This window comes from Rhizobium sp. UBA1881, assembly GCF_002338015.1.
GTDB lineage: Bacteria > Pseudomonadota > Alphaproteobacteria > Rhizobiales > Rhizobiaceae > Rhizobium.
Genome location: NZ_DDHH01000144.1, coordinates 1 through 19,238, shown reverse-complemented (window position 1 = coordinate 19,238; position 19,238 = coordinate 1). Strand labels below are relative to the sequence as shown.

At 63.3% G+C, this 19,238-nt stretch carries 15 protein-coding genes; 8 read left to right on the top strand and 7 right to left on the bottom strand.

From position 1 onward, the window contains the following. Both B3605_RS17560 and B3605_RS17555 read right to left on the bottom strand, forming a co-directional pair. Positions 1-789 (bottom strand): SH3 domain-containing protein (locus B3605_RS17560; protein ID WP_296435268.1); only part of this gene is annotated, 789 nt, incomplete at its 3' end. Positions 790-1,267: 478 nt separating this feature from the next. After that, positions 1,268-2,653 carry a dipeptidase gene (locus tag B3605_RS17555; RefSeq protein ID WP_296435266.1) on the bottom strand — a complete coding sequence of 462 codons (1,386 nt, stop codon included), beginning with the start codon at positions 2,651-2,653 and terminating at the stop codon, positions 1,268-1,270. Positions 2,654-2,847: 194 nt separating this feature from the next. Between B3605_RS17555 and B3605_RS17550 the strand changes: the two genes are divergently transcribed. Then, on the top strand, positions 2,848-5,238 hold the full coding sequence (locus tag B3605_RS17550) for a bifunctional diguanylate cyclase/phosphodiesterase (protein ID WP_112941043.1): 2,391 nt from the start codon (positions 2,848-2,850) through the stop codon (positions 5,236-5,238). 85 nt (positions 5,239-5,323) lie between these two features. Further along, the gene (locus B3605_RS17545; protein ID WP_112941044.1) at positions 5,324-5,860 is read left to right on the top strand and encodes a ribonuclease H family protein; all 537 of its coding nucleotides are present in this window, start codon (positions 5,324-5,326) and stop codon (positions 5,858-5,860) included. Here B3605_RS17545 and greA read toward each other — a convergent pair. Both greA and B3605_RS17535 read right to left on the bottom strand, forming a co-directional pair. Beyond that, positions 5,844-6,326, bottom strand: a complete 483-nt coding sequence (greA, locus tag B3605_RS17540; protein WP_047506792.1) for a transcription elongation factor GreA — start codon at positions 6,324-6,326, stop codon at positions 5,844-5,846. The genes B3605_RS17545 and greA overlap by 17 nt on opposite strands. Before the next feature lie 110 nt (positions 6,327-6,436). Continuing rightward, positions 6,437-7,687 carry a D-arabinono-1,4-lactone oxidase gene (locus B3605_RS17535; protein WP_112941045.1) on the bottom strand — a complete coding sequence of 417 codons (1,251 nt, stop codon included), beginning with the start codon at positions 7,685-7,687 and terminating at the stop codon, positions 6,437-6,439. Positions 7,688-7,822: 135 nt separating this feature from the next. On the opposite strand from B3605_RS17535, the gene B3605_RS17530 reads away from it, so the two are divergent. The 4 genes from B3605_RS17530 (at position 7,823) to B3605_RS17515 (ending at position 10,675) form a co-directional block, all read left to right on the top strand. Next, a complete protein-coding gene (locus tag B3605_RS17530; RefSeq protein ID WP_112941046.1) occupies positions 7,823-8,245 on the top strand; it encodes a DUF1801 domain-containing protein in 423 nt (140 codons plus the stop codon). A 52-nt stretch (positions 8,246-8,297) separates the two neighbouring features. Next, positions 8,298-8,759 (top strand): cupin domain-containing protein, encoded by a 462-nt coding sequence (locus B3605_RS17525; RefSeq protein ID WP_112941047.1) that lies wholly within the window; start codon positions 8,298-8,300, stop codon positions 8,757-8,759. Between the two features lie 112 nt (positions 8,760-8,871). After that, positions 8,872-10,128, top strand: coding sequence for a GGDEF domain-containing protein (locus B3605_RS17520; protein ID WP_112941048.1), 1,257 nt, complete (start codon positions 8,872-8,874; stop codon positions 10,126-10,128). Between the two features lie 145 nt (positions 10,129-10,273). After that, positions 10,274-10,675, top strand: a complete 402-nt coding sequence (locus tag B3605_RS17515; protein ID WP_018899252.1) for a hypothetical protein — start codon at positions 10,274-10,276, stop codon at positions 10,673-10,675. Positions 10,676-10,725: 50 nt separating this feature from the next. Here the strand turns inward: B3605_RS17515 and B3605_RS17510 are convergent, their stop codons facing one another. Then, the gene (locus B3605_RS17510) at positions 10,726-11,142 is read right to left on the bottom strand and encodes a MarR family winged helix-turn-helix transcriptional regulator (protein ID WP_018899251.1); all 417 of its coding nucleotides are present in this window, start codon (positions 11,140-11,142) and stop codon (positions 10,726-10,728) included. Positions 11,143-11,508: 366 nt separating this feature from the next. Further along, on the bottom strand, positions 11,509-11,943 hold the full coding sequence (locus B3605_RS17505; protein ID WP_162725060.1) for a hypothetical protein: 435 nt from the start codon (positions 11,941-11,943) through the stop codon (positions 11,509-11,511). A gap of 229 nt (positions 11,944-12,172) precedes the next feature. Here B3605_RS17505 and polA point away from each other — a divergent pair, with 229 nt between their 5' ends. Both polA and B3605_RS17495 read left to right on the top strand, forming a co-directional pair. Then, positions 12,173-15,187 carry a DNA polymerase I gene (gene polA, locus B3605_RS17500; protein ID WP_112941050.1) on the top strand — a complete coding sequence of 1,005 codons (3,015 nt, stop codon included), beginning with the start codon at positions 12,173-12,175 and terminating at the stop codon, positions 15,185-15,187. A gap of 273 nt (positions 15,188-15,460) precedes the next feature. Further along, positions 15,461-18,124 carry a DNA translocase FtsK gene (locus B3605_RS17495; protein WP_112941051.1) on the top strand — a complete coding sequence of 888 codons (2,664 nt, stop codon included), beginning with the start codon at positions 15,461-15,463 and terminating at the stop codon, positions 18,122-18,124. Between the two features lie 167 nt (positions 18,125-18,291). On the opposite strand, the gene B3605_RS17490 is transcribed toward B3605_RS17495, so the two are convergent. Continuing rightward, a complete protein-coding gene (locus B3605_RS17490; RefSeq protein WP_112941052.1) occupies positions 18,292-19,128 on the bottom strand; it encodes an SDR family NAD(P)-dependent oxidoreductase in 837 nt (278 codons plus the stop codon). Positions 19,129-19,238: the final 110 nt, after the last annotated feature.

The following is a 19,238-nucleotide window of genomic DNA, read 5'->3' as shown; positions in this document are numbered from 1 at the left end:
GCGATCGAAGCCCGGCTGTCCGGGTTGGCCGGGCTGACCCGGCTGACCGGCCTGTCCTCCCTGGCCGCCTCGGCCACCCTCACCACGCCTTCCGGGCTGGCCCGGTTGACCGGGTTGGCCGGGCATGCTGGCGCGGCCGGATTGATCGTCAAACTGCGGCGGGCGGCCGGGACGGCCACCATTGTCCTGACGCGGATCGGGGCCACGGCCAAAATCGGGACCGCGACCGGGGCCACGGTCGAAATTGGGCTGGCCATTGTCGAAGCCGGGACGCGGGCGATTGTTGTCGTAACCAGGGCGGTTGTAATCGTAACCAGGGCGCGGACGGCCGGGGTTGTCGAAGCCCGGGCCGGGCGGCGGGCGGACGGCTGCGGGGCGGTCATAGACCGGGTTGCGGCGCCAGCGGTCGCGCTGACCGTAGAAGGACCGGTCGCGGTAATAGCGATCCCAGTAATTGCCGACGCTGAAGACCACCGTCGGGATGCCGAGCGGGCGATAATATTGCGGATCGACATAGACGCGGCGCTGCTGATAGAGCGCCTGCACATAGCGGCCGGCGACCCAGCCGCGGCCATTGTAGAACTCGACATCGCACCAGGGGACATCGGCAAGGCAGCCGTGGATTTCGACGGATTCGCCGGCGGGAATGACTGTCACGGCAGGATACTGCGTGCTCGGGCCGGCGCGCATGTTGACGTTGGCGGTCGCGAACCCTTCGGCGGCCTGAGCTGCCACCGGGGCCAGCAACAAGGCTGCGACGGCGGTGATCTTCATCAGTGTGGTCTTCACGCTTGCACTCCCTAGATAGAGCGGCCGAAACGCCGCCCCTTCAGAAAACTTTCGGGCTTATCGCCTTATCAAGACAACAGTGAACAGCTTCCCGGCCAAAGTTTGGCGAGAGTGATTCAACTTTTCTTTCAATGACTTATAGCATCCGCTGATGAACGCAGCTTGAACGGTTCGACCGCCAGGGGCTTGAAAAGCGGCGGCGGGATCACGATATCTTGGTCATCGGATGCAGTCGTCGATCGCCAAGCCGCACCATGGAGCGCCGGTTGATCGACATGACAGTCGCGAGATTATCGTTAACGCTCCGTTAACCTTTCGCGGGCAGTCTGACTGCAATATTCGCTTTCACTTTGACCACGGATGTACTGGCACTGATGCGAAGCGAATGACGAAAGGCCGGTTTCAACCCGGCCTTTTTGTTCCTCTGGCGCCCCGATCTTTAAAAATCGGTGCGCCTTTTTCATTTTATCGACACCGATTACGCCGCCAGCGCTTCCATGATGCGGATCCAGGAGCGGATGCCCTTGTGATAGGACGTCAGCTCGTACTTCTCGTTCGGGGAATGGATGCGGTCGTCGCTGAGGCCGAAGCCGACGAGCAGCGATTCCATGCCGAGCATCTTCTGGAAGTCGCCGACGATCGGGATCGAGCCGCCCATGCCGATGACGACGGCGGGCTTCGGCCATTCGTCGGAGAGCGCCGTCTTCGCCTTGGTCAGAACAGGCGAATCGTAGGAGAGATGGATCGCCGGCGAGCCGCCGTGCGGGTGGAACTCGACCGAGCAATCGGCGGGCAGCTTCGAGCGCACATAGGCGCGGAAGCTGTCGCGGATGGCGGCGGGATCCTGCGTGCCGACGAGGCGGAAGGAGACCTTGGCCGAGGCCTTGGCGGCGATCACGGTCTTGAAGCCTTCGCCGGTATAGCCGCCCCAGATGCCGTTCACTTCGGCGGTCGGGCGGGCCCAGGTGAGCTCCAGCACCGAGCGGCCCTTCTCGCCCGAGGGAACCGACAGGCCGACCTCGCCGAGGAAGCCCTCGGTGGTCAGGCCGAGCGTTTCCCACGAAGCCTTGATGTTTTCAGGGGTTTCCTCGACGCCGTTATAGAAACCATCCAGCGTGATGCGGCCGGTGTCGTCGTGCAGGCCGGCGAGGATCTTCGTCAGGATGTGGATCGGGTTGGCGGCGGCACCGCCGAAGAGGCCCGAATGCAGATCGCGGTCGGCTGCGGTGACGACCACTTCTTCGCCCACAAGGCCGCGAAGGGCGGCTGCGATTGCGGGCGTGTCGCGGTCCCACATGCTGGTATCGCAAACCAGCGCATAGTCGGCCTTCAGTTCGGCAGCATTGGCCTCGAGGAATGGCTTCAGCGATGGTGAGCCGGATTCTTCCTCACCCTCGAACAGGATCGTGACGCGTACGGGCAGCGCGCCGTTGATTTCCTTATAGGCGCGGCAGGCTTCGACGAAGGTCATCAGCTGGCCCTTGTCGTCGGCGGTGCCGCGGCCGGTCAGGATCTTGCGGCCGCCCGCTTCCTGCACGGAAGGCTCGAAGGGGTCGTTGTCCCAGAGATCGATCGGATCGACCGGCTGCACGTCATAGTGACCATAGAACAGTACATGCGGGGCCGAAGGGTTTGCGCCATCGTGATGGGCGACGACCGTGGGATGGCCGGGCGTGGTGCGCACCGAGGCGTCGAAACCGATGTCGCGGAGATAGGCCACCAGCCACTCGGCTGCCTTGTGGCAATCATCCTTGTAGGCGGGATCGGTCGAGATCGACTTGATCCGCAACAGTTCGAACAGCTTGTCGAGGCTCGAGGGCAAATTCTGGTCCGCGCGCGCGAGAACCGGCATCAGGTCAGGCATTTCCGACTCCTTCTTGAATTTTTGCCGGACGATAGACCAAAGCATCAGCGCTTTCGAGTTGAAAAACGAAATGCGGGCACACGCCAGACTCTGCGAGAACATTCGTTCAGAGCATGGAAAAGTTGTAATTTGCAATTCATAGTTATTTAAGAAGACGCTTGATAACTTCCGGAGATTGGTGCTGGAGGTGGCTGATGTTTACCGTGATCGCCTGTATTCGTGACAATCATGACTGGCGCTTGATCATTGCCGCCGTCGTCGTCTGTTTCATCGGAAACCTCACCGCCATGCTGCTGCTCTTCAGGGCGCAGCAATGCGACCGCGCCCAGCAGCGCAACTGGATCATGGCCTCGGCATTCGCCATCGGCGTCGGCATATGGGCCACCCACTTCATTTCCATGCTCGCCTATGACGGCGGCTATTCGATCGCCTACGGGCTGGGGCTCACCACACTCTCGGTTGTGATCGCCATCGGCGTGTCCTATCTGGCACTGCTTGTCGCCACCGAGGGCACCAGCCGCTTCGCCTTCGCGCAGGGCGGCGCGTTGATGGCGCTCGGGATCACCGCCATGCACCTCACCGGCATGCAGGCGGTCGAGGGCCAGTTCAACATTCTCTTCAACGCGACGGCGACACTCTCGGCGCTCGTCATCAGCGCGGCGCTTGCCGGCGTTGCCTTCCTGATCTTCCGTTCGCTATCCGGCTCCAAGCGCGTGCTGCTCTCCGCAACGGCAATGGTGCTGGCGATCGCCGCCGCGCATTTCGTGTCGATGAGCTTCATCACGCTGACCCCCGAGCCGGGACGGCAGATGACGGCTGCGATCGTCGAGCCGAAGGCGCTGGCAGGTGTCGTCATGGCGGTCTCGACGGCGCTCATTCTGGCATCGCTCGGCATGGTCTTCCTGGCGAGCCACCTTACCGACCTCAAGGGCCTGGCGAACGCCACGATGGAGGGGCTGCTGGTGCTTTACGAGGGAATGATCCTCGACGCCAACGAGCGCTTTCTGGAGATGTCCGGCTGGCAGCTCAACGAATTGCGCGGCCAGAAACCGGACTTCCTGCTGCTGCCCCCAGGCGGGCTGCAATCCGGCGTGCATCACGAAACGCTTTTGACCACGCATGGCGAGACCGAACTGCCGGTCGAACTGATGGCGCGGCGGATGATCTATCGCGGCCGCAGCTGCGATATCCTGGCGGTGCGCGACCTGACCGAGCGCAAGCGCGCCGAGCAGATGATCGAGCATCTGGCCCAGCATGACGTGCTGACCGGCCTTCCGAACCGCTCTCTTTTCGACACGCGCCTTAGACAAGCGCTCCAGGTGGCGCAGCGCAAGCGTGGGCAGGTGGCTGTCTTCTATCTCGATCTCGATCGCTTCAAGGCTGTCAACGACCTGTTCGGCCATGCAGAAGGCGACCGGCTCCTGTGCAAGGTCTCCTCGATCCTGCAGCGCGTGGCCGACGACAGCGCCACCATCGCGCGGCTTGGCGGCGACGAGTTTGCCATTATCCAGAGCGGAAAGCCGCAGCCCGACGGCGCGCGCGGCCTTGCCGACGCGATCCTTGCGGGCGTGGCCGCCGAAATGGACGTCGCCCGCGATCCGACCGCCGTCGGCGTCAGCATCGGCATCGCGGTTTACCCCGCCGATGGCGATACCGGCGAGCTTCTCTGCATCAACGCCGATACCGCGCTATACCGCGCCAAGCATGCCGGCCGCGGCAAGGCCTGCTTCTTCGACGCGGAGATGGATGCCGCCGTGAAGGCGCGGCGCGAGATCGAAAACGAGCTGCGCCACGCGATCACCCGCAACCAGCTTTTCGTCAACTACCAGCCGATCCTCGACAGCCGCACAGGGAGCATCAGCGGCTACGAGGCGCTGATGCGCTGGAACCGGCCGGGGCATGGAAGCTCCGAGCCAGACGTGTTCATCAGAATAGCCGAAGAGAGCGGGATCATCGTGCAGCTCGGCGAATGGGTGCTGCGCCAGGCCTGCACCGAGGCGGCGCGCTGGCCGCAGCCGCTGACGATCGCCGTCAACGTCTCGCCGGTGCAATTCATGCTGCCCAATCTCTACGACCGGGTGGCGGCCATTCTGCACGAGACCGGGCTTGCGCCGCAGCGGCTCGAACTTGAAATCACCGAGGCTGCCTTCATCCGCGACCGGGTGGCGACGATCTCGACGCTGATGCGGCTGCATGGTCTCGGCGTTCGCATCGTCATGGACGACTTCGGCACCGGCTTCTCCTCGCTTTCCAATCTTCGCGCGCTGCCCTTCGACAAGATCAAGGTCGATCGCAGCTTTACCGGCATTCTCGAACACGACGCCGCCGCCCGCTCGATCGTGCGCGCCATCATCGGCCTCGGCCACAGCCTTGGCATACAGGTGGTGACGGAAGGCGTGGAAACGGAACTGCAGCGCCAGATCGTGACCAACGAGGGCTGCGAGCAGATGCAGGGGCTGCTTCTCGGCAAGCCGGATATCGAGCCGAGCGTGAAGATGGCGGCGCGCGAGAGTTATCTTTCCGCGCATGAGAAGCAGCAGAAGACGGTGCTGCTCTATCCGCAAGTGGTGTCGACGTCGAAGTAGGCGGGCATTATCTGGGGCGGAAGACAGACCCGGGTGTTTCGGATAGGCTGCACCTTCCCGCCGATTTGCCAGACCTTCCGCCGACATGACCGATAATCCCGACACCGCCCGCGCCGCCATCGGTGCTCACGACAAGCTTGAGATCTTCACCGATGGCTGCTGCGAGCCCGGCTCCGGCTATGGCGGCTGGGGCTTCGCCGTCTATCGCGATGGCGTCGAGATCGCATCCGGTTGCGGCGGCGCCGATAAGACCGCCAACAATGCGATGGAGGCGACCGCCGTTCTGGAGGCTGCGAGATGGGTCAACGCCCACGCGGCAGAGGCCGTGGTGACGATCTGGTCGGATTCGGTCTACGCAGTGAAGGGCTGCAACGAGTGGCGACCGATCTGGCGCAACAACGGCTTCAAGAAGATCGCCGCCAATAGCCGGCTCAGAAGCCGTGGCATCGCCGACGCCGATGTGTGGAGGGCGATCGACGCAGCACTCTCGCGCTCAACGACGATTACCGTTTCATGGTGCAAGGGCCATGCCGGCACCGAGGGGAACGAACGAGCCGACAGACTTGCGGATGAAGGGCGGCTGTCGATCGCGGTGAAAGCCCCGCTCAAGCGATCGCGATGATCTCCAGCTCCTGGCCGCCGGCATCGACCACATCACCGACGGCCTTGCCGATCAGCACACGCGCCACCGGCGAGACGTAAGAGATCGACCCGGCCTTCGGATCGGCCTCGTCCTCGCCGACGATGCGATAGGTCTGCACGCGCCCGTCCTCGCGCTCGAAGGTGACGAGGCTGCCGAAGGCGACGGCATCGCTGGAGGTAGGCGCAGGCATGAGCTGGGCGGTGCCGAGGCGGGCCGCGAAGTAGCGGGCATCACGCAACGGCGCGGCACCCTGGCGGCGGCGCTCGTTGATGTCGTCGATCCCCAAGGTCGCCTCATAGGCCTCGCGCGCTTGGCTAAGATTGAGCTCCAGCGCCTTCAACCCGGCCTCGGTGACGAGGTTCGGATGCTGCGAGATCGGCCGATCGGGAATCAGCGTTTCCGATGCCGTCTCGAAGCTCTCTTCCTTGGTGAAGGCGACCGCCAATCTCTACTCCATACCGATATCAGGGACGTCTTCGTCCCTCGTTTCATCGCAACAGCATATACCGGCGCGGCGGCCAGCGCCAACGCCGGTCAAATGCCGCACGATCCCGCTTAGTTCGTCGCGCCGAAGACGACCTCTTCCAGCCATGGATTGGAGAACTTGCGTTCCGGGTCCATGCGTTCGCGCAGGCGGGCGAAGTCGGAGAGCTTCGCGTAGTTCCTGCCGATATGCTGGCGGGTGAAGACCTTGCCCCAGTGCGGCAGCGGCGAGAACGGTGCCAGCGCCTGCTCGATCTCGGCGGCGGCGGCATCGACCGCCGCCTGGTCGCGGACCCAGGTGAAATGGATCGACAGCGTATCGCGATTGAACTGCGGGCTGAGCCACAGGCTGTCGGCGGCGACGGTGCGGAGTTCGCCCGATTGGACGAGATGCGCGAATTTCGGGCGAATCGCCAAGAGCGCCTCGACGGCGGCCGCGCCATACTTGCGGGGCACATGATATTCGGACTGGATCTCGGCGCCGCTGCTTGGCGTAAAACCCATCTTGAAATGCGGCAGCCGATCCGACCAGCGGCCAAAGGCGCCGAGCTGCTCGGTGGCGTTCTCTGCGTCGAGGCCGATGATCGGGTGGCGCTTGATGTCGGCATTGACCGCGCCGTGCAGGGCATCGGGATGATTGCCGCTCTTTTCCGTCTCCTTCAGCCAGACCGCACCGGCCTTCTCGCCCCATTGGGTGAAGACGCTGACGCTATAGGCCGCGGCCATGATGGCATCGAGATTGGACAAGAGTGCATCCCAGCTCAGCCCCTCATAGACGTGCTGCGCGACCTGGAACTCCGGCTGGACATCCAGCGTCACGCGGGTGACGACGCCGAGCGCGCCCAGATGCACGACCATCCCCTCGAAATCGGCGTCGCCGCGCTTGACCTTCACCAGGCTGCCATCGCCGGCGACGAATTCGAGACCGGAGACCGCCGTCGCCAAGTTGCCGTTGCCGTCACCCGAGCCGTGCGTCGCGGTGGCGATCGCGCCGGCGATCGAGATATGCGGAAGGGAGGCGAGATTGTGGATGGCGAGCTGGTGGCGCTGCAGGAAGAGCGCGAGCTCGCCATAGGTGCAGTGGCCGGCGACCGAGACCTGGCGGCCTCCGCTTTCGACAACCGGATCGATCGGCAGGCGCTCGAGCGACATGGCAGAGCTGCCATCGACGATGGCGTTGAACGAGTGGCGCGAGCCGAGCGTCTTTACCGCCGCCGACCGGGCTACGATTGCACTGATTTCCTCGAGCGAGGACGGATAATGGCAGTCCTTGAAACCATAGTGAAAGCTTTCCGCCCAATTGGCGGCAGGCACCTGCGTCATGAATGAACCTCCTCGAATCCCGCAGGAGTGGTAACACGACGACGGAGGCGGAGACAAAGGAAACCCTCTTCCCCTCAGCCGCGAATCTCCTAGATTGCGCAGTATTCGCATGAGCTTATCGACGGGGAGGATGGAATGGCGGAGAAGACGAAGGGTGCCGCGGGCGAGGAAGCCGATGCGTCGCAACTGATCGACCAGCGGATCGCGGAGCTGACCGACTGGCGCGGCGCGATGCTGGCGAATGCGCGGCGCATCATCCGGGATGCCGATCCAGAGGTGATCGAGACGTGGAAGTGGCGCGGCGTTCCGGTGTGGGAGCGCTCCGGCATCATCTGCACCGGCGAGACCTACAAGACCGCCGTGAAGCTGACCTTCGCCAAGGGCGCATCGCTCGATGATCCCTCCGGCCTGTTCAACGCCAGCCTAGAGGGCAATGCGCGGCGCGCCATCGACTTTCACGAGGGAGACACGATCGACGCGCCGGCACTTACGGCACTCGTGCGGGCGGCGATCGCGCTCAACATGACGAAGGCCACGAAGAAAACGAAGGGCGGTTGAGCGGGCGGCCCGCCTAGCCACCCGCCGAACACATGTTGCGGAGGATAGCCTGATGCCGAAGATCGACGTCGCCACCGTAGCCCGCGTCAAGGGCTCGCCTTATCCGGAGCCGCATGCGGCGGCCTGCGCCGAGCGGATCCGCCAGCGGCTGGGTGACGCCGGCGGGCTTTCCGATTTCGGCATCAATCTCATGCACCTGCCGCCCGGAAACTGGTCGAGCCAGCGGCACTGGCATTCGCATGAGGACGAGTTCGTCTATGTGCTCTCGGGCGAGGTGGTGCTGGTCGAGGATGAGGGGGAGACGCCGCTTCGCGCCGGCGACTGCGCCGCCTTTGCGAAGAACACCGGCAACGGCCATCACCTGATCAACCGGTCCGGCGCGGTGGCGATCTATCTGGAAATCGGCTCGCGAGACATGGCCGATCTCACCACCTGTTCCGACATCGACATGATGAGCGCAAACGCCGATGGCCGGTTCGTTCACAAGGATGGGAGCCCCTATCCGAAACCTTGACACCCCTGCCCGCGACCTTCACCGATGAGAAACGGGGATGCACAATATTCATTTGTTCATGATTATATGCGACGCATCTCCTACACGGACTTAAGTGGGGAGCACGTTTGCAATGGTTGTTGCGCGCGCATTCGGTACGTCTTCCGCGGATGTGAAACAGCGGGAAGTTGAGCGCCTGGCGGCGCTGGAGCAGCTCGACCTGCTCGATTCGCCGCGCGATGAAGGCTTCGAGCGGATCGTTCGGCTGATCAAGGAAGTGTTCACCGTCGACATCGGCCTGGTGTCGCTGATCGACGCGCACCGCCAATGGTACAAGGCCTGCTCCGGTCTCTCGAATAGCGAAGTGCCGCGCGAAGATTCCTTCTGCCGCTTCGTGGTGGACCTCGACACAGCCGTGATCGTGCCCGACGCGACCCGCGACCCGCGCTTTGCCGCCCACCCCGCCGTCACCGGCGAAAACCATATCCGCTTTTATGCCGGCGTTCCGCTGCGCACCAAGAGCGGCCACACGGTCGGCACCGTCTGCGCAATCGACCGCACGGCGCGCTCCTTCGGGCGCAAGGATCTCACCGTCCTCGAAGAGATTGCCGGCGTTGCGATGGACCGCATCGAGCTGATGCAATCGGCGGCGACCGACAGCCTGACCGAGGGCCTGACACGCCGCGCATTCAAGGAAGAGACCGACCAGCTGATCGGGGCTGCGCTGCGCAGCCAGAAGAGCCTTGCCTGCATCGTGCTCGACATCGACCACTTCAAGACCGTCAACGACACGCATGGCCATGCGGCCGGCGACGAGGTGTTGAAGGCGGTGTCTTCGATCTGCCGCTCGGTGCTTCGAAGCGGCGACCTGTTCGGCCGGCTGGGCGGCGAGGAATTCGCGATCATCCTGCCCAATGTCGACCGCGACGGCGCACTCGTCGTGGCCGAGAGACTGCGGGCGGCGATCTCGGCCGAGCCGATCGTCGGCGAGTTCGGCTCGCTTGAGATTACGGCGAGCTTCGGGATTTCGGCGCTGTCGATCGTCTGCAAGGAGATCGACACGCTGCTAGCCCAGGCGGATGCCGCCATGTACGAGGCCAAGCGCAGCGGCCGCAACCGCTGCCTCTGCTGGCAATCGATCAGCTCCGATCAGCCGAGCGGCGCGCGTCGACGGGTGCTGAAGGCCGGCTCGATCCTCTTCAACGACCGCCGCTCGACGATCGACTGCACCATCCGCTCGCTCGGCGCCGACAGCGCCGCACTCTCGGTTTCGAGCTCAACGGGAATCCCGGCGGAGTTCGTCCTGATGATCAAGGGCGAAGGTTTCGAGACACATTGCCGGGTGGTCGCGCAGGACCGGCAAAACCTGGAAGTTGCGTTCCGGGGCTGAGCCGATGGCGCTCAAAGGGCGAAAAAGCGGCGAAATTCGTAAGAATTCGAAACAACTTGTGACTAAGTGGCTCCAAAAGCTGACCTTTTCGTCTTGAAGCTGAAACATAGATATCGGATATTACGTGCACGTTAAGGAAGACGTCATGATCCGTATGATTGAAGATCCCGCCGAATTGGCCGGGGAAGACATCACCGGCAAGTATATCTTGCGGAAATTGAACTACCACTGGTTTGCCTATGGCAAGGCCGGCATTGTGACCGCGTGCAAGGGCACGATCCTTCATATCGATCGCGAAGAGACCGTCTATTCCGAGCGTTGGGGTCGCCGCGCCTATACCGGCAACGGCAAGCGTTATCCCGGCGGCATCTGCCCGATATCGGCCATCGCCTGCGTCTGCGACACGCCGGATGAGGTGAACGCCGTCATTCAGCTCGATGTCGAAGCGCAGGACGAGTTCTATCAGCTGATCGCCAAGACCGAAGCGCGCGTGCAGGCTCTGGCCGCATCCTCGCAGAACCAGATCTACCTCGCCGCCGCCGAATAAGGCGCCGGCCCTATCCCGGGTGCTACTCGCGCCGGGACCACACCCAAATCTCACAGCTTCTTTGCGTTCTCCAGCAGGCGACGGATGTATTCCAGCGTCAGCTCGCGCTCGAATGTCTTGAAGCCATCGAACAGAGCGAGATCGGCCTCGCGGGCGGCCAGCACCGCATCGTTTTCCATCGTTTTCGCGCGGTCGGTGAGGAACACCAGCTGGGCGCGCTTGTCCGACGGGTGCGGGCGGCGCTCGATCAGGCCATCGCGCTCCATGCGTGACAGCGTGTTGGCCATGGTCGCCTGCTCGATATCGACGCGGGCAAGCAACTGCTTCTGCGTCAGCCCGTCCTCGGCCCAAAGTTCCAGCAGAATCGGAAACTGACCCGGCGAAAAACCCAACCTTGCCGCGCGCTGCTGCAGCGAGCGGGCAAAGCCCTTGGCCAGCTGGCTGGCGAGATAGGCTCCCGAGTCCATTCGTTCCGTTCCCATTTTTTCAGTTAGGCGCAAAACCCAGCCACGAGCAATGCAACAAATCGTATGCGATGCTTTGAAAGACAGACATTCATATTCATACAGCTGGAGATAGTGCAGAAAAACAAAGCCGCCATAGCCTGGAGGTAAGGCTATGGCGGCTTCAAATAGGGGACAAAGGCCCGGAGAGGGGATGAGGCCTTTGTCCAAGTCCAATGCGGCGGGGGACGAGCCGGCAATCAGACCCTCGACGTGATCAATGTCGCGTCGGTGATATTTATTTGTAGTTCCGAATGTGGCTTTTCAAGGGAAAGAAAAGAATTGACTATTACATTTTGGTAACAGTCCGGTGAGCGACTTGCGCGAGACTCACGCTGCGGGCGGCAGGCGCGGGCCGATAAGGCGTTCGAGTTCGGCGAGACGCTCCTCGATATCGTTGACAGACATCCGGTTTTGATAACTGTCCTGCACGGCGTTGATCACTTCGTTGTACTGGCGCAGGCTATCGGAACGCAGTTCCTGGATATGATCGGCGATATCATGTGCCCGGCCTTCCAGGTCGTCTATGCGCTTCAAGATCGCGCCGAGCCGAGCCTCCATCTCCGAGCGAAACTGACCCATCTCGGTCCGTAACCGGCCAACCTCCAGTTTCACGCCTCCCATATCGGCCCTGAGGTCGATCAAGTCGTTCTCGAACTTGTTCATGGAACGCCCGAGCTTGAAAAATTCGACGTCGTACCGACCCATCGCGTCGACCTGCCGGGCGACCTGCGTGCTCAACCCCTTCATGCCATCGATCAGCACGGAGAGTTGGCTGAGAAAGTATCTCTGAGATTCAGGGGCTCCAGACATCGCGGGCTCTCGTTGAACGCAGACCCAATGTATGGGCGAAAAACGCCTGAAACAAGCCGCAGCTATTGAGGGGTTATGGCTGTTTCCCTGCGGCTTCCGGCGCTTCCCAAGCATGTGCGCAACGCGCCGGCACCCTAACTTTATATGGACCTCGCAGGGCCGGCGCGCTATCCATGCTGCCATGAAAAAAGGCGATCATCTCTTTCTTGTCGACGGCTCCGGATTCATCTTTCGAGCCTTCCATGCCCTGCCGCCGCTGACGCGCAAATCCGATGGGCTGCCTGTCGGCGCCGTCTCGGGTTTCTGCAACATGCTGTGGAAGCTCCTGACGGAGGCGCGCGACACGTCGGTGGGCGTGACGCCGACGCATCTGGCCGTCATCTTCGACTATTCGTCGAAGACCTTCCGCAAGGATCTCTATGACGCCTACAAGGCCAACCGCTCGGCGCCGCCTGAAGAGCTGATCCCGCAGTTCGGGCTGATCCGCCAGGCGACGCGGGCCTTCAACCTGCCCTGCATCGAGACCGAGGGTTTCGAGGCCGACGACATCATCGCCACCTATGCCCGCCAGGCGGAAGCGCTCGGCGCCGACGTGACGATCGTCTCCTCCGACAAGGACCTGATGCAGCTCGTCACCGATAACGTCCACATGTATGACAGCATGAAGGACAAGCAGATCGGCATCCCTGACGTGATCGAGAAATGGGGCGTGCCGCCGGAAAAGATGATCGACCTGCAGGCGATGACCGGCGATTCCGTCGACAACGTGCCTGGCATTCCCGGCATCGGCCCGAAGACAGCCGCGACGTTGCTCGCCGAATATGGCGACCTCGACACGCTGCTTGCGCGCGCTACCGAGATCAAGCAGGAGAAGCGCCGGCAGACGATCATCGAGAATGCCGACAAGGCGCGGCTGTCGCGTGAACTCGTGAAGCTCCGCACCGACGTGCCGCTCGACATCGCCGTCGCCGACCTCATTCTCGAGGCGCAGGACGGGCCGAAGCTGATCGGCTTCCTGAAGGCCATGCAATTCACCAGCCTGACGCGGCGCGTGGCCGAGGCCTGCGAATGCGACGCGAGCGCGATCGACGCGGTCGACGTGCCGGTCGAGTGGGGCGCCAATGCGCATGGGCCCGATCTCGACGTCGCGGAACCGGCGCCGGTTGCCGGCGGGACACCTGAGGTTGTCGGCGACGCCGTGGCTGTTCCGACTAAGACCAATGGGGCAAAGGTCAACGGCTCCGCCGCGCCCGAAGGCAGCTTCACGCCATCCGATTTCGCAAAGTCGCGGGCAGATGCCTTCGCCAACCTGCCCTTCGACCATTCGCGTTATGTGACGATCCGCGATGTCGCGACGCTCGACAAGTGGATCGCGGATGCGCGCGAGACCGGCGTGATCGGCTTCGACACCGAGACGACCTCGCTCGATGCCATGCAGGCCGAGCTCGTCGGCTTCTCGATGGCGATTGCCGATAACGCGAAGAGCCCAACGGGCGTCAACATCCGCGCCGCCTATGTTCCGCTCGGCCACAAGACCGGCGTGGGCGATCTCTTGGGCGGCGGCATGGCCGAGAACCAGATCCCGATGCGCGATGCGCTGCCGAGGCTCAAGGCGCTGCTTGAGGACCAGTCGGTGCTCAAGGTCGCGCAGAACCTGAAATACGACTACCTGCTGATGAAGCGCTACGGCGTCGAGACCAAGAACTTCGACGACACGATGCTGATCTCCTACGTGCTCGACGCCGGTACCGGCGCGCATGGGATGGATCCGCTGTCGGAGAAGTTCCTCAACCACAAGCCGATCGCCTACAAGGACGTGGCCGGCAGCGGCAAGTCGAACATCTCCTTCGACCTCGTCGATATCGACCGCGCCACCCATTACGCGGCCGAGGATGCCGACGTGACGCTCAGGCTGTGGATGGTGCTGAAGCCGAGGCTGGCGGCCGAGAAGCTGACCTCCGTCTACGAGCGCCTGGAGCGGCCGCTGCTGCCCGTTCTCGCGCATATGGAAGAGCGGGGGATCACCGTTGACCGGCAGATCCTGTCGCGCCTCTCGGGCGAGCTGGCGCAGGGTGCCGCGCGGCTGGAGGACGAGATCTACCAGCTGGCCGGCGAGCGCTTCAACATCGGCTCACCGAAGCAGCTTGGCGACATCCTGTTCGGCAAGATGGGTCTGGCCGGCGGCTCGAAGACGAAGACCGGTCAGTGGTCGACCTCGGCCAGCGTGCTGGAAGATCTGGCGGCGGCCGGGTTGGAACTGCCGCGCAAGATCGTCGACTGGCGGCAGCTGACCAAGCTCAAATCCACCTATACCGACGCGCTGCCGGGCTATGTGCACTCGCAGACGAAGCGGGTGCATACCTCCTACTCGCTGGCATCGACGACGACGGGGCGACTTTCCTCGTCGGAACCCAACCTGCAGAACATTCCGGTTCGCACCGCCGAAGGCCGCAAGATCCGCACCGCCTTCATCTCGACGCCGGGCCACAAGCTGATCTCGGCCGACTACAGCCAGATCGAGCTGCGCGTGCTTGCCCATGTCGCCGAAATCCCGCAGCTGACGCAGGCCTTCGCCGATGGGATCGACATTCACGCGATGACGGCGTCCGAGATGTTCGGCGTTCCCGTCGAGGGCATGCCGTCGGAGGTGCGCCGGCGCGCCAAGGCGATCAACTTCGGCATCATCTACGGCATCTCGGCCTTCGGCCTTGCCAACCAGCTCTCCATCGAGCGCTCGGAAGCCAGCGACTACATCAAGCGCTATTTCGAGCGCTTCCCCGGTATCCGCGACTACATGGACAGCACCAAGCAGCAGGCGCGCGACAAGGGCTATGTCGAGACGATCTTCGGGCGGCGAATCAACTATCCGGAGATTCGCTCCTCCAACCCGTCGGTTCGCGCTTTCAACGAGCGCGCGGCGATCAACGCGCCGATCCAGGGCTCGGCCGCCGACGTGATCCGCCGGGCGATGATCAAGATGGAGCCGGCGCTGGCCGAGGTCGGGCTTTCCGAGCGGGTGCGCATGCTGTTGCAGGTCCACGACGAACTGATCTTCGAGGTCGAGGACGAGGACGTCGAAAAGGCGATGCCTGTCATCGTTTCGGTGATGGAAAACGCCACCATGCCGGCGCTCGAAATGCGTGTTCCGCTGAAGGTGGATGCGCGCGCGGCGACCAACTGGGACGAGGCGCACTAGAGCGCCGGGCGTTCGCGCGAACGCACAAAGGACGCTCTAACTTTTTGCATCCACGCATCGGACTTTCCGGAAATCGATTTTGATTTTCGGGCCGATGCGTGGGCGCCTCGTCGAAAATCGCTAAAATTTTCTTTATCAAGCAAGTCACTGAAACCACTCGATTTATGCCTTGCGGCGGCTGTCCCGCAGGGGCGCCGAGAAGGAACTTATTAACCTTCATTTCCTAAGCCGGAAGAGGATAATAGTTACCAATCATGAGTGAGTGGCTGTCGTATGCGCTTTCCTAGAACCAATCTGACGGATGCCGGCGAGGTTTCCGCCGACACCCAGGGCGAACAGCTGCAGGAACAGGCCGGCGAGAAGCCGGTGCCGCCGATCTGGCAGAATCACTTTTCGCTGGCGCCGAATGTCCGCTTTACCCGCACGCCGGAGAGCCAGATCAACCCGCGCAAGCAGCCGGCCGAGCCGGTGCAGCAGCGGGTGATGGAGCCGGAACAGGTCGTGGCAACCGCGCCGCAGCCCGCCCAAGCGGTAGCACCGGTGACGGTAAAGGTGATGGCGCCGGTGGCCCAGCCGATCGTCGTGACGCCGCAGCCCGCCGCACAGCCGCGCCAAGGCTATGTTGCCCGCCAGGCCACCATGCAGCCTGCCGTCACGCAGCCGCAGCCACACGTTCAACAGCAGGCGCTACGCAATGCCTATGCGTCGCAGCCGGCTGGCCCGCGCGCGCCCATCGCTGTTAACGTGCCCTTCGACGTCTACCAGCCGGCAGCCAATGTCGCTGTCGTCGAAGAAAACGCGATCGTCGTTTCCGAAACCGCCGACGAAGCGCAATTCCACGCCTCTTCCAACCTCTCCTCGATCTCCGACTTCGCCTTCTGGGAAGTGATGTCCTTCGAGGATGGCGAGGCGCCGGCCGAGCCGGTGGAAGCGGCACCGCAGGTGCAGATCGTCGCGCCGCAGACGGTGCCCGCGCCGCATTCGATCATCAGCCAGTTCCGCATCATGGAATGGCGCCCGGGCAAGCAGCCTGTCGTCGCCGCTCCCTATGCCACGCCGCTGCCGGTTGCTGTTGCCCCTGCTCCCGTCGCAGCCCCGATCATCACGCCCGTCGTAACCGCTGCGCCTGCCGTTTCCGTTGCAGCGCCTGTCGTCGTGGCGCCGGCCCCGACCACCGGCCGCGCGCCGATCCGCCAGCCGCTTGCAGTCAGGCTGAAGCAGCAGGCAGCTGCCGCCGAGGCACTGGCGCCCGTCCCTGCTCCGCAGATCGTGCAGCCGATCGCCATAGAGCCGCAGCCATCAGTAGCGCAGCCGATCGCGCCGATGCCTGTTCGTTCGCAGCCGGCGATCGCGCCGCTGGCACCCGCCGCCCGCATGGTGGCGCACAAGTTCGTGCCCTCCAAGGTCGATGCCTCGGGCTACGAATTCCCCTCCAACTCGCTGCTGCAGGAGCCGCCGGAACGTGTCGGCGAGATCATGTCGCAGGAAGCGCTGGAGCAGAATGCCGGGCTTCTGGAAAGCGTTCTCGAAGATTTCGGCATCAAGGGCGAGATCATTCATGTGCGCCCCGGCCCTGTCGTCACGCTCTATGAATTCGAGCCTGCGCCGGGCGTCAAATCCTCGCGCGTCATCGGCCTTGCCGACGATATCGCCCGCTCGATGTCGGCCCTTTCGGCGCGCGTTGCCGTGGTGCCCGGCCGCAATGTCATCGGCATCGAACTGCCGAACGCTCTGCGCGAGACCGTCTATTTCCGCGAGATGATCGAGAGCGCCGATTTCGAGAAGAGCAGCTACAAGCTGGCGCTAGGCCTCGGCAAGACGATCGGCGGCGAGCCTGTGATCGCCGAGCTTGCGAAGATGCCGCATCTGCTCGTTGCCGGCACCACCGGCTCCGGCAAGTCGGTTGCCGTCAACACGATGATCCTGTCGCTGCTCTACCGGATGACGCCGGAACAGTGCCGCCTGATCATGATCGATCCGAAGATGCTGGAACTGTCGATCTATGACGGCATTCCGCACCTGCTCACCCCCGTCGTGACCGACCCGAAGAAGGCCGTGATGGCGCTGAAATGGGCGGTGCGCGAGATGGAAGAGCGCTACCGCAAGATGTCGCGCCTCGGCGTGCGCAATATCGACGGCTATAACAGCCGCGTGGCGCAGGCCAAGGAAAAGGGCGAGACGATCCACATCATGGTGCAGACCGGCTTCGACCGCAGCACCGGGGCGCCTGTCGAGGAACAACAGGAACTCGACCTGACGCCGATGCCTTACATCGTCGTGATCGTCGACGAGATGGCCGACCTGATGATGGTGGCCGGCAAGGAAATCGAAGGCGCGATCCAGCGTCTGGCGCAGATGGCGCGTGCCGCCGGTATCCACCTGATCATGGCGACGCAGCGTCCTTCGGTCGACGTCATCACCGGCACGATCAAAGCCAACTTCCCGACCCGCATCTCCTTCCAGGTGACGTCTAAGATCGACAGCCGCACGATCCTCGGCGAACAGGGCGCCGAACAGCTGCTCGGACAGGGCGACATGTTGCACATGCAGGGCGGCGGCCGCATCTCGCGCGTCCATGGTCCTTTCGTCTCCGACGCCGAGGTCGAGAAGGTCGTGGCGCATCTGAAGACGCAGGGGCGCCCGGAATATCTCGACACGGTGACCGCCGACGAAGAGGAAGACGGCGAAGAGGAAGACAGCGCCGTGTTCGACAAGGGCGACATGGCGGCAGAGGACGGCAACGACCTCTACGACAAGGCCGTGAAGGTCGTTCTGCGCGACAAGAAGTGCTCGACCTCCTACATCCAGCGCCGCCTCGGCATCGGCTACAACCGCGCCGCTTCGCTGGTCGAGCGGATGGAGAAGGAAGGGCTGGTCGGCCCGGCCAACCATGTGGGCAAGCGCGAGATCGTCAATGGGCGTGGCGAGGGGGATTGAGGTCTCGGCGCCGGGGGTGCTCGTGGCCGCTGACATGCAGAATGATTGGACCCGTCACGAGGCTTACCCCCCTCTGCCTGCCGGCATCTCCCCCACAAGTGGGGAGATCGACTCGTAGAAAGGCCTCCGCCAAACAATGACGGTGATTCAGGGCTTAGCTCTTGGGCTCAGCCCTTAGCAAAATCCGCCTCGGTCAGCGGAACGGGCCGGTAGCCGTCGATGTCGGCGATATCGTATTCGCGGCCGAGTGAGGCTGCGATCAGGGCTTCGCCGGATTTCGACATCAGCGCCGGATCGCGCCAGAGGCCTGAAATGATGCGGCCGATGAACTGAGGGGATTCGGAGTTGGAGAGGTCGAAATATGCGGCGTTCTCCATCACCGCTTCGGTGCGGACCAGACCGGGATAGAGTGAGAGGGCCGCGACATCGTGCGGGCGCAGGTCATGGGCAAAATCGGCTGCCATCTTGTCGGCTGCGGCCTTGGAGATGCCGTAGATGGCGTTGCCATCATAAAAGCGCGACGCCCAGAACGAGATGTTGACGATTAGGCCGCGCCGGTTTGCGACCATCATCGGCGCCACCGCGCGCGACATCAGGAAGGCTGCCTTGAGCGCCGTGCCGATCATGGCGTCCCAGCGCCAAATAGGCTGCTCCCAGAAGGCGCGCGGCCAGGTGAAATCGCCATTCTCGACCATGTTTTCATAGCCCGGCCAGGCGTTGTTCACGAGGATATCCAGCTTTCCGCCGGCTGTGACCGCTGCGGCGACACGGTGGGTGTCGGCGTCGTTGGCGTGGTCGCAATGATGAATGACGACGCGGCCGGCGAGCGTGGCGGCTTCGTGGGCGAGACTTTCGAGGGAGCCTGGGCGTTTGCCTGCCGTGTCGGTCTCGTGTCGCGTTCGGCCCGTGACGTGCACGGTGGCGCCCTCGGCAAGCAAGGCAAGCGCGATGCCGCGGCCGATGCCGCGGCTTGCGCCGGTGATGAGTGCGACGGTGTCTTTCATGGTTTTCTTCCCCCCTAGCGTCGATGACTTAGCGTGGAAACGCCGGCGCCTGCGGCCCCCTCATCCGGCTGCCGCCACCTTCTCCCCGTTGGAAGCCGTTGCAAAATACG

Excerpts from the sequence above, each read along its gene's own strand:
- B3605_RS17490 (WP_112941052.1), bottom strand. The coding sequence starts at position 19,128 with ATGAAAGACACCGTCGCACTCATCACCGGCGCAAGCCGCGGCATCGGC.
- B3605_RS17525 (WP_112941047.1), top strand. The coding sequence starts at position 8,298 with ATGCCGAAGATCGACGTCGCCACCGTAGCCCGCGTCAAGGGCTCGCCT.
- B3605_RS17520 (WP_112941048.1), top strand. The coding sequence starts at position 8,872 with ATGGTTGTTGCGCGCGCATTCGGTACGTCTTCCGCGGATGTGAAACAG.
- B3605_RS17515 (WP_018899252.1), top strand. The coding sequence starts at position 10,274 with ATGATCCGTATGATTGAAGATCCCGCCGAATTGGCCGGGGAAGACATC.
- B3605_RS17550 (WP_112941043.1), top strand. The coding sequence starts at position 2,848 with ATGTTTACCGTGATCGCCTGTATTCGTGACAATCATGACTGGCGCTTG.
- B3605_RS17535 (WP_112941045.1), bottom strand. The coding sequence starts at position 7,687 with ATGACGCAGGTGCCTGCCGCCAATTGGGCGGAAAGCTTTCACTATGGT.
- B3605_RS17510 (WP_018899251.1), bottom strand. The coding sequence starts at position 11,142 with ATGGACTCGGGAGCCTATCTCGCCAGCCAGCTGGCCAAGGGCTTTGCC.
- B3605_RS17545 (WP_112941044.1), top strand. The coding sequence starts at position 5,324 with ATGACCGATAATCCCGACACCGCCCGCGCCGCCATCGGTGCTCACGAC.
- B3605_RS17495 (WP_112941051.1), top strand. The coding sequence starts at position 15,461 with ATGCGCTTTCCTAGAACCAATCTGACGGATGCCGGCGAGGTTTCCGCC.
- polA (WP_112941050.1), top strand. The coding sequence starts at position 12,173 with ATGAAAAAAGGCGATCATCTCTTTCTTGTCGACGGCTCCGGATTCATC.
- B3605_RS17530 (WP_112941046.1), top strand. The coding sequence starts at position 7,823 with ATGGCGGAGAAGACGAAGGGTGCCGCGGGCGAGGAAGCCGATGCGTCG.
- B3605_RS17555 (WP_296435266.1), bottom strand. The coding sequence starts at position 2,653 with ATGCCTGACCTGATGCCGGTTCTCGCGCGCGCGGACCAGAATTTGCCC.